Annotated in this window: 15 protein-coding genes; 4 read left to right on the top strand and 11 right to left on the bottom strand. The window is 62.3% G+C overall.

Going from position 1 to position 13,100, the window contains the following annotated elements; translation table 11 throughout:
• Window positions 1-518, top strand: a 518-nt coding sequence (locus CK489_RS02675) for a site-specific integrase (RefSeq protein WP_143278079.1), incomplete at its 5' end; no start/stop codon positions are given.
• A 58-nt stretch (window positions 519-576) separates the two neighbouring features.
• On the opposite strand, the gene CK489_RS02680 is transcribed toward CK489_RS02675, so the two are convergent.
• Both CK489_RS02680 and CK489_RS02685 read right to left on the bottom strand, forming a co-directional pair.
• The gene (locus tag CK489_RS02680; protein WP_095731219.1) at window positions 577-1,155 is read right to left on the bottom strand and encodes a phosphatase PAP2 family protein; all 579 of its coding nucleotides are present in this window, start codon (window positions 1,153-1,155) and stop codon (window positions 577-579) included.
• Between the two features lie 117 nt (window positions 1,156-1,272).
• Window positions 1,273-1,476 carry a CsbD family protein gene (locus CK489_RS02685; protein ID WP_050630357.1) on the bottom strand — a complete coding sequence of 68 codons (204 nt, stop codon included), beginning with the start codon at window positions 1,474-1,476 and terminating at the stop codon, window positions 1,273-1,275.
• Between the two features lie 176 nt (window positions 1,477-1,652).
• Between CK489_RS02685 and CK489_RS02690 the strand changes: the two genes are divergently transcribed.
• Window positions 1,653-2,141, top strand: coding sequence for a YciE/YciF ferroxidase family protein (locus CK489_RS02690; RefSeq protein WP_095731220.1), 489 nt, complete (start codon window positions 1,653-1,655; stop codon window positions 2,139-2,141).
• Between the two features lie 928 nt (window positions 2,142-3,069).
• Here CK489_RS02690 and CK489_RS02700 read toward each other — a convergent pair.
• The 7 genes from CK489_RS02700 to CK489_RS02730 all read right to left on the bottom strand — a co-directional run bounded on the left by CK489_RS02700 (window position 3,070) and on the right by CK489_RS02730 (window position 9,115).
• Complete coding sequence (locus tag CK489_RS02700) at window positions 3,070-3,789, bottom strand: YkgJ family cysteine cluster protein (protein ID WP_095731221.1); 720 nt, start codon at window positions 3,787-3,789, stop codon at window positions 3,070-3,072.
• 15 nt (window positions 3,790-3,804) lie between these two features.
• Window positions 3,805-4,254 (bottom strand): hypothetical protein, encoded by a 450-nt coding sequence (locus CK489_RS41205; protein ID WP_158226399.1) that lies wholly within the window; start codon window positions 4,252-4,254, stop codon window positions 3,805-3,807.
• Window positions 4,255-4,340: 86 nt separating this feature from the next.
• Entirely contained in the window at window positions 4,341-5,600 is a 1,260-nt protein-coding gene (locus CK489_RS02710) for an arsenic transporter (RefSeq protein ID WP_095731222.1), read from the bottom strand.
• On the bottom strand, window positions 5,600-6,859 hold the full coding sequence (locus CK489_RS02715; RefSeq protein WP_245350234.1) for an MFS transporter: 1,260 nt from the start codon (window positions 6,857-6,859) through the stop codon (window positions 5,600-5,602). Before CK489_RS02715 ends, CK489_RS02710 begins: the two co-directional genes overlap by 1 nt.
• Window positions 6,860-6,871: 12 nt before the next feature.
• Complete coding sequence (locus CK489_RS02720; protein WP_094194201.1) at window positions 6,872-7,327, bottom strand: DMT family transporter; 456 nt, start codon at window positions 7,325-7,327, stop codon at window positions 6,872-6,874.
• A 36-nt stretch (window positions 7,328-7,363) separates the two neighbouring features.
• The gene (locus tag CK489_RS02725) at window positions 7,364-8,470 is read right to left on the bottom strand and encodes a metallophosphoesterase family protein (RefSeq protein WP_095731223.1); all 1,107 of its coding nucleotides are present in this window, start codon (window positions 8,468-8,470) and stop codon (window positions 7,364-7,366) included.
• A gap of 9 nt (window positions 8,471-8,479) precedes the next feature.
• A complete protein-coding gene (locus tag CK489_RS02730) occupies window positions 8,480-9,115 on the bottom strand; it encodes a hypothetical protein (RefSeq protein ID WP_095731224.1) in 636 nt (211 codons plus the stop codon).
• Between CK489_RS02730 and CK489_RS02735 the strand changes: the two genes are divergently transcribed.
• On the top strand, window positions 9,110-9,346 hold the full coding sequence (locus CK489_RS02735; RefSeq protein WP_095731225.1) for a hypothetical protein: 237 nt from the start codon (window positions 9,110-9,112) through the stop codon (window positions 9,344-9,346). The genes CK489_RS02730 and CK489_RS02735 overlap by 6 nt on opposite strands.
• A 27-nt stretch (window positions 9,347-9,373) precedes the next feature.
• On the top strand, window positions 9,374-9,757 hold the full coding sequence (locus CK489_RS02740; protein WP_050630350.1) for a CHASE3 domain-containing protein: 384 nt from the start codon (window positions 9,374-9,376) through the stop codon (window positions 9,755-9,757).
• A 369-nt stretch (window positions 9,758-10,126) separates the two neighbouring features.
• Here the strand turns inward: CK489_RS02740 and CK489_RS02745 are convergent, their stop codons facing one another.
• On the bottom strand, window positions 10,127-11,476 hold the full coding sequence (locus CK489_RS02745) for a sigma-54-dependent transcriptional regulator (RefSeq protein WP_095731226.1): 1,350 nt from the start codon (window positions 11,474-11,476) through the stop codon (window positions 10,127-10,129).
• Window positions 11,476-12,843, bottom strand: a complete 1,368-nt coding sequence (locus CK489_RS02750) for a sensor histidine kinase (RefSeq protein WP_095731227.1) — start codon at window positions 12,841-12,843, stop codon at window positions 11,476-11,478. Before CK489_RS02750 ends, CK489_RS02745 begins: the two co-directional genes overlap by 1 nt.
• Between the last annotated feature and the right edge of the window lie 257 nt (window positions 12,844-13,100).

Genomic DNA, 13,100 nt, shown 5'->3' on the forward strand with positions numbered 1-13,100 from the left:
CCCAACGCCGTGATGAAGTAGGCAGTGCACAATGGGCCGAGCTTGATACCGGTTCGGGACTCTGGACACTCCCAGCCACCCGGACCAAGAACCATCGCGAGCACGTGCTGCCATTGGTTCCCGCCGCGTTGGCCCTACTCCCACCCCGCCGAGATGGCCGAGACTTCCTCTTCGGTGACGGACCCCGACGCAGTGGTGACCCACCCCGTGGTTTCTCGGGCTGGTCCAAGTCGAAGACTGCACTTGATGCGCGGATCGCGGAAGCCCTGGGCGAACCACTGCCTCATTGGACCGTTCACGATCTTCGGAGATCAGCGTCCACGGTCATGGCCGACCAGCTAGGCGTCTTGCCACACATCGTAGAAGCGATCCTAAACCACGTCAGCGGTCATCGGGCCGGCGTTGCCGGGGTATATAACCGCGCTCGGTATGCGAGCGAGATGCGCGAGGCACTTCAACGCTGGGCACGGCACGTTAAGGCTCTGTCAGTCCACAAGCCGGGAAAGGCTGCAGCGTGATTGCGGGCTTTCGGCCCTCTGGTGGGCTCAGGGGGCTCTCCTCGATCAAGGAGCTAGCCTACCAACGGCCGGGATCGCCGATCGGCGGCTTGCTACCGTAGCCGGTCACGCACCGGATCAGCCGCTCGAGTACCACTCCAATCACCGATCCCACGACGACATCGCTCGCCCAGTGCGCAAGCAAGAACACGCGGGTCGATATCAGACAGGCCCCGAGCGCGCGGACCATTCGACGCTCGCCTGGGGGAAGTCGGCTCGCGGCCGAGCTGATGGCGCCGACCTGAATGGCGTGGCCGGACGGAAACGCATCCTTCGCCCTGCCCGATATCGGAACGCCATGAAGGTGCCCGACAACGGTGAGCCGGTCGGGCCGCTCCTGGTCGAAAGCCGATTTCAGCAGATGCGGAATAAGCGACGCGGCCAACGCCGTGACCAGAAGGTGGTCGCTCGCCAAGCGCTGGGGCTCGGATTTGCGGCGGCACCATAACCACCACCCCAGTGTCACGGCACAGACGACGTGCTCGTCAGCCATCCATGTCAGGATCGAGGCGGCGCGCTCGGTTGGCGGTGTCGTGTTGCGCGAGATGGTGTGCGCAATGGCAATATCGGGCGTTGTCGGCCGGACCGTGATCGGCATGGAAATCCGTGGTTAGGGGCGATGACAACATCCTCCAACGCTGGGCATCAGCCACCGTTCCAGACCGCACAAGGCTAGGGCCCCGTCAAAGGCGGGGCCCTTCGAGTACAGCCTCATTCACCATTTCTGGCGGCCGTACCAGTCGTTCACTTCCTTGGTGGCCTGGTCCTTGGCATAGCCGTAGCGCTGCTGGAGGCGGCCTTCGAGCTGGTCCTGCTTGCCGGCGATCACGTCGAGATCGTCATCGGTGAGCTTGCCCCACTGCTCCTTGACCTTGCCCTTCATCTGCTTCCAGTTGCCTTCGACACGATTCCAATCCATCGCTGTCCTCCGTTGAAAGATGAGCCCCTCCAACGGCTGCGCCGAGGCTTCGTTCCTTGACGACCTTGCGGCAAAGCTACGCGATCGCCGATGACGGATGCGCCGGCGCAGATAGGAACGAGGTCCCGGAGCGCCGGTTGTGGGTGCATATCAACCCGCAGACACGGAGCAGACCAATGCCGGAGAAAGACCTCAGCGCCCTCTTCCTCGATACCCTCAAGGACATTTACTACGCCGAGAAGCAAATCCTCAAGGCGCTCCCGCGCATGGCCAAGGCCGCTGGCTCCGACCAGTTGCGCGCCGCGTTCGAGAAGCATCATGACGAGACCGAAGGACAGATCGATCGGCTCGAACAAATCTTTGATCTGATGGGCAAGCCCGCACGCGGCAAGAAGTGCGATGCCATCGAGGGCATCCTCGACGAAGGCAAGGAGATTATGGAGGAGTACGCCGACACGCCGGCACTCGATCCGGGTCTGGTCTCCGCGGCTCAGGCGGTCGAGCATTACGAGATCGCCCGCTACGGCACCCTAAAGGCCTGGGCGGCCAAGCTCAGCATGAAGGACGCCGTCAAGCTGATCGACCAGACCTTGGCCGAGGAAAAGAAGACGGATGAAGCCCTCACCAAGCTCGCGGTCAGCGCCATCAATGCCGAAGCAGCTTGAGGAGACGCGCTATGAAGCGAACCATCATGGCGATTGCCATCGGCTGTGGGTAGCCCTCGCGGCAAGACAGTTGAAGTCCGGTTAGGCTCCGAGAGAGGACATAAGAGCCGGACGAACGCAATGCCCGCGAAGGGCCACGTGCAGAAATTCGCGACCTCGGCCGCGTCGACGCAGCCGGCGAGCTTGATGGGTTGGTTTGCCGAATTCAAAGGCGTGGCCTTCGGTTGATCGAAACAATGTTCGACAAAGGTTGCGTGAAGACCTGACGAAAATCGCAGCTCTAATTTGCTTCCCCGAGTGATCGGTGGAACCAACTCTTGGCAAGGCATTTCGTTCAATAGGCCACCCGTTATACAGATTTTAGTCTTGAGGTTGGTCCGATAGCAGTACGAACATCGAGCGGACGAAGTCGGCAGATGGTGGCGAGAATTTTAGCAAATAGTGCGCCGCCAGCGGCTATCACGTCAGACCTGTGCGGTCCGGAGCGAGCGGCCATTGCGACACAATTTTCGGTGGCCAGTTAGGGCCGCGCTGCGAAAAACTTAAAGTCTCCCTGCTGTGTATACTTTTGCACAAGGGCGGACCCAAACGGCTGGGACGTGGCTAGGCGCGCCCGAGAACTCGACCCCGAATCCCTGTTGTTTACATGACTGGAGACCCAGCAGATCAGTGACCGTCTCTCGGCGTGCCTCACAGCGTGCTATTAAATATGCCTTTCGCGCCAGCTCAGATCGTTACTGCGGTAGCGCAACTCCCCAATGCACAGCCGCCCGGCGCTTACATGACAAGATTCGCCGCTTTAACCCAGTTGCTTTACTGGGAATATCCACCAAAGCAAAGAATCCTCGCGCGTGCACCGCTTGCGCGCTGCTTTCCATGCGTGTCTCCTCCTCGTTCCTCCGTACGGACACTCAAGTTCTGCAAGCCCTCACACCTCTGAATCGCGGATTGATTCGGCCGGCATGATTTCTCCGTCTATCCAGATAAGGCACTTCTCGACCTCTTTGATATGGCGCTCGACAATCTTGTCCGGATCATCCTGCAAGGAAGTCCGGACCATCGAATCGATGTCCATGAAGGCCGAGGCGACGGATCCAGACGGAAGTTCATCGATCTCCTTTCGGCGGTCCTGCCGGCGATCGAGTTCGTGCGGATCCGCCTTTTCCAGAATTGCGAGCATCTTGTCGTAAAGTACGCCGTAGCGATCCGAGTTTCGGAAGTATGGTTCGACTACCTGCTGATCGAGGTAGTCCTGGACCGTGCCTGCGTTGCCGTACACGCCCTCCGTCTGCGGGTGCGGCGCCAGGTGCCCGAACGACTCCTCGCCTTCGGCCGAAACCCAGCGGGCGAGCGGATATATCCTGCACGCGAGCGGACGATCCGGATGCACGGAACAGCCTTGTTCGTTCAGGAAGACACAGTTGCCGTCTTCCGCCGAGCGCAAGACGGTGCCACCGGCTTCCGTCTTGCGCTCAATGAACTCGGTCGTCGAGAGTCCCAAGCGGCGCGCCAGCCGCAGGACCTCATATGGATTGACCCGGATGGCCTTGTTCCTGCAGCAGCGCTTGCAAGCGTGACAATTGTAAGAGAAGGAAGACGCGCGGGTCATATCGAAATCGACGCGCGCGACGAGGTCGCCATAAGCCATGTCGCGCTCCTCAAGCTACTTCGGTGCCTTGATCCGATCAATGATGTCGCGCGTGATGTCGGCGCAGCTCCGCATGGATTCATCGGCGGCGCAGCGCACGTCGACGGCAGTCGTGCCGTCGCTCGCGACGTCGACCTTTATGCGGCCAGCCTTGCCGTCCCAGCGCACCTCCTTGCCGCCGAACTTGCCTTCACCTTTACCTTCTCCCTTTCCCTCGCCTTTGCCTTCTCCCTTGCCCTCGCCTTTGCCTTCACCTTTACCTTCGGCCTTTCCTTCGCCCTTGGCGTCAGCCTTGCCTTCGATCTTTGCATCCGCCTTGCCTTCGCCCTTGCCGTCGGCTTTGCCCTGCGCGAACGCGGTCGAGCGCATGCCGAGCGCGACGCCTAACGCGGCGACGCCGGTGGCCAGAGCAAGAGTACGCCGAGACAGGCCGGTCCGATCGCCACGGTTTGATTCACTGGTCATGTTTTCCTCCAAATTGCACCGATCGGCCGATCGGCTCTGGTTGCTAGTCCTCGCTCCGACGAGTGAGAACGGGTGTTGCTGGAGCGTCATCGAGGCGCCACCAGCGAAAGCGAAAAAAGCGAAAGCACAAGACTCGGCGGCATCACCAGGAGGCCGAGCTTCAGAAAACGCACGGCGCTGACGTTCTCTCCTTCGCGGCGGAGCGCGATGAGCCAGAGGATCGTGGCAAGCGAACCGGTCACGGAGAGATTTGGTCCGAGGTCCACGCCGATAAGGATGGCCGCCGTTATTTCATGCGAGGCCTGAGCCGCGTGAGACGTAGTGGCCGCGATTAGGCCCATCGGGAGATTGTTGATAAGATTGGAGGCAAACGCCGATATGATGCCACTGCCCCACGCCGTCGCCTTCGGCGCATCGGCGGCCGCCTGCTTCAACATGTCGGCAAGGGCCGGAAGCACGCCGGTATGGTTCAGCCCTTCGACGAGAATGAAGAGCCCGGCGACCAGCGGCAGAACGGACCAGGCGACATCCCGAAGAACCGGCAATGGAGATTTCCGCCCGAGCACCAGAACGATCGCGGTGACGATCGCGCCACAAACGAACGTCGGCAGTCCGAGATCGCGGCCGAGTGCCGATGCGACCAAAAGCGCGACCGCCGTCGCGCCGATGCCGAGCGCGACGATCGCAGCAGTGCGCGTCAGCACAACACTCTTCGCGTCGCTTTCGACGCTGCCTCGGAGACTGTCACGCTGGCTGAAGCGGAGCAGCAGAAACGTCGCAGCAATCGCGACCACCGACGGCAGGCCGAAGTAGCGCAGCCATTCGATAAGTGTCGGCATCCGCTCGCCGAAGACGACGAGATTGGCCGGATTTGAGATTGGCAGCACGAAGCTGGCCGCATTGGCGATGAAAGCGCAGACAAATAGATATGGCAACGGCTCGACTTTGGCCGTACGGGTCGCCGCGTAGACCGCGGGCGTCAGGACCACCGCCGTGGCGTCGTTCGACAGGAAGATCGTGACCACCGTACCGACCGCATACACGATCGCGAACAGCCGGGATGCCGAATGGCGGGATTGCCGCACGGCCTGCACGGCAAGCCAGTCGAACAGACCCTCCTTGCGTGCGACCTCGGCGAGCAGCATCATCCCAACAAGGAAGAAATAGACGTCGACGCCCTTGCCGGCTGCTGTCAAGGCTTCGCGCCACGGCAGCAGGTCGAAGGCGACGAGCAGCACCGCACCCGTCACTGCCCAGATGAATTCGGGCAAATTCCACGGCCGAGCGACCACGCCGAGAGTGGCGAGTCCTGCGATGCCCCATGTCGCGGTGGCTGCGTTGAACATCAACCTGCCCCTGCGACCGCAAGTTCGGGTGTCGTGCGGCCCGGCCTCCCGGTACAGGCCGGCTTGAGCAGCGAGCCGAAAGCCAGCCAGAGCCCGACCGACACGGCGGCGAATGAGCCCAGAATGAGGAACATCGATCCGTAGCCCATCTCCTGCGCGATCCACCCGCCGATCGCCGGGCTGCTCGAGGCGCCGATGCCCTGGACGGTCATAACCGCGCCCTGGCCCGCATTGACGCGGCCGGTGCCGTCGAGAATCCGAGCCACCAGTCCGGGAACGGCGACGCTCTGCAGACCGGCTCCGATGCCGTCGAGGATCTGCACCGGGTAGACGCCCCATTTGCTCAGCAGCCAAGCCGCGATGACGCCCCGGATCGGGAGGGCGACGAAGGAGACCAGCAACACCAACCAGTAGCCTTCCTTCTCTGCCATCCGCATCGCGGCCAATGATGTCAGGATCATCACCCCCTGGGCGATCACGATCGTCATGGCGACGAAGCTTGCGGGATCCGCATGCTTGTCGGCGACCACCGCAAGTCCGTAGAGAGGCAGCATCGCGGCGTTGCCGAGGTGGAAGAACAGCAGAGCGGCCGAGAGGATCAGCAGCGGCTTAGATTCGACGAGGACCTGCAGCCCACTGACGTGGCCTTGCTGGCTGTCCTTCTGCTCGAGACCACGGGCGGCGTCATCGTCGATGGCATCGCCGGGGATCATCAGCACGGATATGATCGAGAGCACGCCGAACGCCGCCGACAGCCAGAACACGGCCGTGAAACCGTATAGCCATCCGAGCAGGCCGGACAATGCCGCGCCGACCATGTTGCCCGCGTGATTGTAGGCCTGGTTCTCTCCGTTCTGACGGTTGAAGCCGGCTTGGCGCACGATACCGAGCGTGATGCCGGCTACCGCAGGGCCGATCGCGGCGCCGGCGATCGCGGTCGCCACCTGGGATGCCGCCACCAGCCAGAATTCCTGCGACAGCAGCACGATGCCGGATGCGATGACGGTGCAGACGCCCGGAATGATCACGTACAGGCGCTTGCTGCGCGTCGAGTCGATCAACGCTCCTGCCGGCGTGGTCATCAGCATGCCGGCGACGCCGCCCGCGGTCATCACGGTTCCTATCCATCCGCTCTGCCAGCCGTGGGCGAGGAGGAAGACGCCGAGGAAGGGGCCGATGCCCGCCTGCATGTCAGCCATGAAGAAGTTCAAGGCGAGCAGTGGTGCGAGGGCTCGTTGTTGGGATTGCGCGAGCGTCATTCGGACCTCCCCTCAGAACCTCGAGATGAGGGCGATGCCGGCCACCATGAGGATGGCGCCAGCAATGCGGCCCAAGCTGAGCTCGTGGACCGTCATTCCGAACAATCCGTACTTGTCGATGATCAGCGACATCAGGATGTTCGCCGTGATGGTCAGGCCGCCGAACGTTCCGGCGCCGACCTGGCCGACGAATATGAGGCCCGCCACGACTGCGAACGCTCCGATCAGCCCTCCGAGCGGGGCCCACCATGGCATCGCAGCGATGCTTTCACGTGTCGGAAACGGATGCGGTTGGCACATCCACAAGACGGAGAGAAAGGCGACGACCGGCAGGAACGAGATGATGCTCGACAGCCAGGGGTTCTCCATCGAATTGCGCAACGCGTTGTTCATCGGCGGTCCCCACGCCTGCAGCGCGCCGCAAACGAGAATGATCGGGTAAAGCCAGGCCGGACTGATGTTCTGCATGACGTCAAATTCCACCGAGAAAATGGTTGTGGGCGATCACCACTTCCGCCCGTTTCGATTGGGACCAAGCTGCGTTCCAAATAAATGGCGTTCTGGCCATGCACCAATCGAGTTCGTATCGCTGCCGCTCGACGCGCGATCACGATTGCCGTCTGGGTCCCACTCGATAACGTCGCGTTCCTGTGAGCCGTTTTGGTCAGTTGCTCTCACTTCGAGGCGACATGGCGTGTCCGAACGGAGCGGCGCGTTGAATTGGCCGCCTTCGATGCTCGACATCCGAAGCCAGGGACCGTCGTCGATACGGAGATCCGCATGCGCTGTCGTAGCCGCGCCCCAGACCGTAGCTCTCACCTCGGCCGGGGTCGGTTGGCCATCGCCGTGGATCGAAAGGCGGCGGTCCGCCGGCGACGTGATCATCACGAACGGCCACGGCGACTCGAGCGGCTTGAACCGCCAGCTTACCGCGTTGCCATCAACGGCCATGAACGCCAAGCCGACTGGACCTTCTTCGATCTGTCCCGTCGACCTCGTCGCCGCATAGACGGTCCGGCCATCGTGCGAAATCTCGTTGTAGTGGGTATGGCCCATGGCGACGAGCAGCGTATTGCTCTCGTCGAGCACCCGCGTCAGTTCTTCCGCCTCGTCGCCGAGATCGGCGGGATAGGCGTGCATCAAGACGACGCAAGTCTTGCCCTCTTGTTTAGCGGCAGCGAGCCGAAACTTGAGCCACGTGAACTGTTGCTGACCCAGCCTGAAATCGGGGCCACCGGTTCCTTGCGAGACCACGTCGAGGAACAGACAGACGCAGCCCTTGATCTCCTCGGCGAAAGGCAGCTTCGGGACGTACAGGCCGTCGTAGAATCTGGTCAGCGACCTCGGCTTGAAGTCGTGATCGCCGGGGATCGCGCGCCACGGGAGCCGGAGCCTCTTGAGGCCGTCGCGCACCAGCGCGAACTGTTCGCTGGTCCCGTCATCGGCATTGTCACCGGGCAGATAGACGAAGTCGATCTTGCCGCCGACATTGTCGTTGAGCTCGTCGACGATCCGCAGAAAATCCCGATGGTTCTGCAGGCCATGATCCGTGGCGTGCAGATCTCCGATCTGCACGAAACGTAACGGTCGGGCGTTCGAGATGTTTTCCATTTTCAGCGCTCAAGCGTGATGGCCGGGACGATGATGCTTTTCGTGATGCTTGGGCTTCTTGTGGCCCGGGCCGTGCTTGGGCTGCTTCGGGCCGCCGACGGCCTTGAGTTCGTCCGAGGAAGGACCGATCTCCCTGGCTTCAACCACAGTTCCGAAAGATGTGGTCGCTCCTTCGCCTTTCGCCGCGATCTTGCGACCCGCGAAGAACAGGTCGGAAAACCGCTCGGCTTCGTGCGGCGGGAGACGGATGATACGACCATCCTCCAGCACCGCGCCTCTGGTCTCACCCTTCGGTCCGTGGATTGGCTGGCGAACGACACCCTGGACGTTCATGGGTCCGTGCTTGGCTTTCTCGAATTCGTCCTCGTCGGGCCGATGATCCGGACCCTCGTCCAGCAGGCGGCCCTTGGGCGTGTCGATAGCGACGGCCGCGATCATTTCGACGGCGCGCGGGCGCACGCCACGGACGCGCACCTTGCTGCCTGGGCGGACGTCGCGCAGCAGGCGTGGCGACAGATGTGGGGGGACATGAACCTCGCGGCCGTCGGTCATGAGGAAGCCGTCGGCTTCGCCGTGTTTGTTCACGAGGAATAGATCGACGGTTCCGACGACTTCCGGCAGATGATCGGGATCGATCCAATGCATGAGACGCTCCTTGCTATCGATGATGGCGTACTAGCCTTCGCAAGCCGCGTGCCAACGGCCGAGGCCTTGAAATCACTTCGCAAATTCTCACTTCGTCAGTTCCGGATCGTCGGCTTTGAAGACACCCCGTCCGCAATCACGACGCCGGTCGCGGGGTATGCGCTGGGACGGATTTCCGTTGAGGAACCGCATTTGCGCCGGGAGAAGCCAATTGGCGATGCTCCTGGTTGAAGGTTCGCCCACGGCCAGGATCCAACGATGCGCGCTACGCAGCTGCTGACACGACGACGAATGATCGCTTCCCTCCCGGTCGTGGTCGCGATCGTCATGAGCGGCGCGATCTCGTTCGGGTACAACCAACTTCTGAAAAGCTATCGCGCCGACGTGGAGCACACGTTTCGCATCATCACGGCTATCGATCAGTTGCAGATGAAGCTGCAGGACGCGGAGACCGGGCAACGCGGGTTCATCATCACCGGAGACGAAAGCTATCTAGGCCCGTTCGCGGAAGGTAGCGTGTCCATAATGGATACCGTGGCTGAAATCAGAAGGTTGGCGGAGGACAACGCCACGCAGATCGCACGGCTGTCCCGGCTGGAAGAACTTACGACGGCTATGCGTTCCTATTTCTGCGTGCGCTGACGTTGCTCAACGCCATCGCGCCGGCAGACAGCCGCGGCGGAGTTCTCTCAGCCGTCTATCTGGTCGGATACGTCTGCATGGGCATTTGCGCGCTCGCGTCAGGCGTGGTCGCGCGCAAATGGGGATTGGCCACAGCAAACGCGGCGTCGGTCGTGCTCGCTTCGCCAGGAAGTGCAATGTTCTTTTTTGGTCGCGACGCGCTGTCCGACAATGGCCGAATGATTGCCGGCCCGCTATTCGCCCAACGCCAGCTGCGCTGCCGCACAAACTCGCGCGATAGGCAACTGCGTCTGTCGTATCAAAATTACTGGCTTAATGAGCAAGCGGCCCAGCTAGAAACCAGGTATTTCGACGATGCTAGTTTCCCCCTCAGCAACCGTTGCCCACCTGATCAAGTCCGTACTTGGTTATCTTCGAATGAAGCAGTTGGCGATGAATACCCAGCTTCCGAGCCGCCTCGGCCCGGTTACCCTGACTTTGCGCAAGCGCGTTGGAGATCATCTTTCGCTCGAGCTCTTCGAGAGCGGCAGGCAACTCCGTCGTTCCAACCGTTGCATCACCGTGGGCAATGGGCATGGGCGTATCGAGGAAACCGAAATCATCGACGTCGAGGACGTCGCTATGGCTGAAGATGGCGGCGCGCTCCATGGCATTGCGCAATTCGCGGACGTTGCCCGGCCACGGATGGTCGATCAACCGCTTTTCTGCTTGGGGGGACAGCACAAGTGACCGCGCGCTCGCGAGGCGCAGGAAGTGCTTGGCCAGCGGAAGGATGTCCTCCGTCCGCGCGCGAAGCGGCTGAAGCACGATCGGGACCACGTTCAGCCGATAGAACAGGTCTTCTCGAAACCTGCCCTGAGTGACCCATTGCGCAAGGTCGCGATGCGTGGCGGCGACGATGCGCACATCGACGGGCTGCGACCGTCCTCCGACCGGCGTCACGACGCGCTCCTGGATCGCACGAAGGATTTTCGCCTGCATCGCCAGATCCATGTCGCCTATCTCGTCAAGAAAGAGCGTGCCTCCGCTTGCCTCCCGGAACGCTCCCTTGCGCTCGCTGACGGCGCCGGTGAACGCGCCCTTGACGTGTCCGAACAATTCGCTTTCCAGAAGGTCGGCCGGTATCGCTGCGCAATTGAGCGGGACGAACGGTCCGGTCGAGCGCGCCCCCGCGCGGTGGATGGTTCTGGCCACCACCTCCTTGCCGGTCCCGGTCTCGCCCGTGATCAGCACCGTTGTATCGTTGTCCGCAACGAGACCAATGGTCTTCTGCACCGTCCGCATGCCAGCGCTGGATCCGATGAGATCGCCATCCGAGGAGTCGGCTTCGACAACGCGCGCCGGCTCTCGGATGGAAGAACGAGCTCGGGTCATACGGCGCAACAGGGAGGCAAGATCGTCGCGGCCGACCGGCTTGGTCATGTGATCGAAAGCGCCGAGACGCATCGCTTCGATCGTGTTTGCTGCGGTCGCATAGGCGGTCATGATCGCGACCGGCGGCTTGGCGCTCTCCGCCCGATAGTGGCGGAGGACATCGAGGCCATTCATGTCGGGCATTCGCAAATCGAGCAGTATCGCGTCAGGTCGGCACGTGGCCGCAAGACTGATCGCCTCGCGCCCGTTGGACGCGGCGCTCGCCTCGTAACCGAGGTCTCTGATGGTTTCGCAGAGGGCCCCGCGCAGCGCCTCGTCGTCGTCGACGATCAACACTCGGGTCATCAGGACGCTCCGCCCGGCAGTTCGATGAGAAACGTGGTCCCGTCCCCTCGATGCTCAACCGTCGCGCGGCCCCCATGGGCCTCCGCTATTTCGCGGACGATCGCAAGGCCGAGGCCTGTACCGTCGGCACGCCCCGTAGTGAAGGGTTCGAACAGGTGATCACGGATTTCTGCGGCGACGCCGTTGCCGTGATCGGCTACCGCGATCTCCAAACCGGTCACCGTTGACTTGGCAAAGACCCTGATCGGCGCGCCCTCCGGGGAGTTCTGGATGGCATTCAGGATCAGATTGTCCAATGCACGCCCGATCTGCGATGGGTCTAGATGGGCCGGAGGATCGAGCGCATCAGGGGCTTCCACCGAAATCGGCCTGCGACCAGCCTGCTCGGAGAACAGTTCGGCGTGCTCCTCCAGCAGACCTTTGACATCGGAGATCGCCTCGCGACGAACGGCGGAACGTTGGACAGAGCGCAAGAGATTCTGCATCAACTGCTCCATCCGGGCGACCTGGTCGACCACCACGCGCAAGGCATCCTTCGCGCGCAACGGATCGGCATTTTCGGCCAGCGCGTTCTCAGCCTTTAACCGCATGGCAGCCATTGGGTTCCGTATCTCATGGGCGACCCCTGCAGCTACCCGACCGAGCGCGGCGAGGCGCTCGCCTTCGGCGACCCTTTGCCGGAGTTCTTCGGAGCGTTGCCGCGCCTCCGCGGCCGCGATACCGGCCCCATTGATGGCTCCGACGATGCGATCGAGGTCGCGCTGGCCCGTGAGCGCTAGGACCGGCAGATCCGCCGATCCGCTCGCAAGTGCCCGCTCGATCGAACGGAGGCGCAGCGACCACCTCCACAACACGCGGGCGAGCAGAGCGGCTGAGCCCAGCAATACGACGAGCAGCAGAGCAAGGCCCGTCGTCGCCAACAGGAATGGCCGACCACCGACCGTAACGACCCGGGTCATGGCCCACGCAGCAAGATCGGGCTTGCCCGGGATGGGACAGCCCTGCAGCATCAAAACCTGCGAGGGCGCATCTCGCTTCCAGGCGACAGGCCGATCGGCGGCAACTGTACTCTCGGCAACCTGACGGATCGTCCGCTCCTCCGCTTGCGGGAGATCCGTCTTGACGCCAGTGCCTTCGTAGGAAGGAAACGCATAGGCTATCGACCCAACGCCGGCGCGCCATATCCCACCTTCCACTCCCGCAAATGCTTCGAGCGCGTGAGACGCGCTGCGGCTCGGATCATCCGCCGAAACAGTCACGGCCGATCCGGCGGCCTCCCGCGCGACCGCGTCGCAGGCTCTCACCAGGACGGTCTCCGCACGATCTATGCGCTGGCTGTTCGTCTCTATGTAAAGGGCGATCAACATCGCCCCGACCACGACGGCCGCGATCAGGAAAAGGCCCCAGCAAAGAACGAACCATCCGACGATCGAGCGGGGAAAGGGCAGTCTGCGATCGGTAATCTGGCGCCTCCACGACTGGCGAGGGGTCTCAAAAAGTGTCGACGTAGGATCGGCACCTCTCACGCACGTCCGGGTCCACCTTCTACGCGTTCGAGGAGAGGTTTGCGACCCTGCATCGAGGCGCTTAAGTCAGATTATGTCGGCACCGACTGCGGGAGCGC

The organism is Bradyrhizobium sp. UFLA03-84 (assembly GCF_002289535.1).
Classification (GTDB): Bacteria; Pseudomonadota; Alphaproteobacteria; order Rhizobiales; family Xanthobacteraceae; genus Bradyrhizobium; species Bradyrhizobium viridifuturi.

Excerpts from the sequence above, each read along its gene's own strand:
- CK489_RS02720 (WP_094194201.1), bottom strand. The coding sequence starts at position 7,327 with ATGCAGAACATCAGTCCGGCCTGGCTTTACCCGATCATTCTCGTTTGC.
- CK489_RS41205 (WP_158226399.1), bottom strand. The coding sequence starts at position 4,254 with ATGACCAGTGAATCAAACCGTGGCGATCGGACCGGCCTGTCTCGGCGT.
- CK489_RS02745 (WP_095731226.1), bottom strand. The coding sequence starts at position 11,476 with ATGACCCGAGTGTTGATCGTCGACGACGACGAGGCGCTGCGCGGGGCC.
- CK489_RS02725 (WP_095731223.1), bottom strand. The coding sequence starts at position 8,470 with ATGGAAAACATCTCGAACGCCCGACCGTTACGTTTCGTGCAGATCGGA.
- CK489_RS02735 (WP_095731225.1), top strand. The coding sequence starts at position 9,110 with ATGCATGAGACGCTCCTTGCTATCGATGATGGCGTACTAGCCTTCGCA.
- CK489_RS02750 (WP_095731227.1), bottom strand. The coding sequence starts at position 12,843 with ATGTTGATCGCCCTTTACATAGAGACGAACAGCCAGCGCATAGATCGT.
- CK489_RS02680 (WP_095731219.1), bottom strand. The coding sequence starts at position 1,155 with ATGCCGATCACGGTCCGGCCGACAACGCCCGATATTGCCATTGCGCAC.
- CK489_RS02685 (WP_050630357.1), bottom strand. The coding sequence starts at position 1,476 with ATGGATTGGAATCGTGTCGAAGGCAACTGGAAGCAGATGAAGGGCAAG.
- CK489_RS02700 (WP_095731221.1), bottom strand. The coding sequence starts at position 3,789 with ATGGCTTATGGCGACCTCGTCGCGCGCGTCGATTTCGATATGACCCGC.
- CK489_RS02740 (WP_050630350.1), top strand. The coding sequence starts at position 9,374 with ATGCGCGCTACGCAGCTGCTGACACGACGACGAATGATCGCTTCCCTC.
- CK489_RS02715 (WP_245350234.1), bottom strand. The coding sequence starts at position 6,859 with ATGACGCTCGCGCAATCCCAACAACGAGCCCTCGCACCACTGCTCGCC.
- CK489_RS02730 (WP_095731224.1), bottom strand. The coding sequence starts at position 9,115 with ATGCATTGGATCGATCCCGATCATCTGCCGGAAGTCGTCGGAACCGTC.
- CK489_RS02710 (WP_095731222.1), bottom strand. The coding sequence starts at position 5,600 with ATGTTCAACGCAGCCACCGCGACATGGGGCATCGCAGGACTCGCCACT.
- CK489_RS02690 (WP_095731220.1), top strand. The coding sequence starts at position 1,653 with ATGCCGGAGAAAGACCTCAGCGCCCTCTTCCTCGATACCCTCAAGGAC.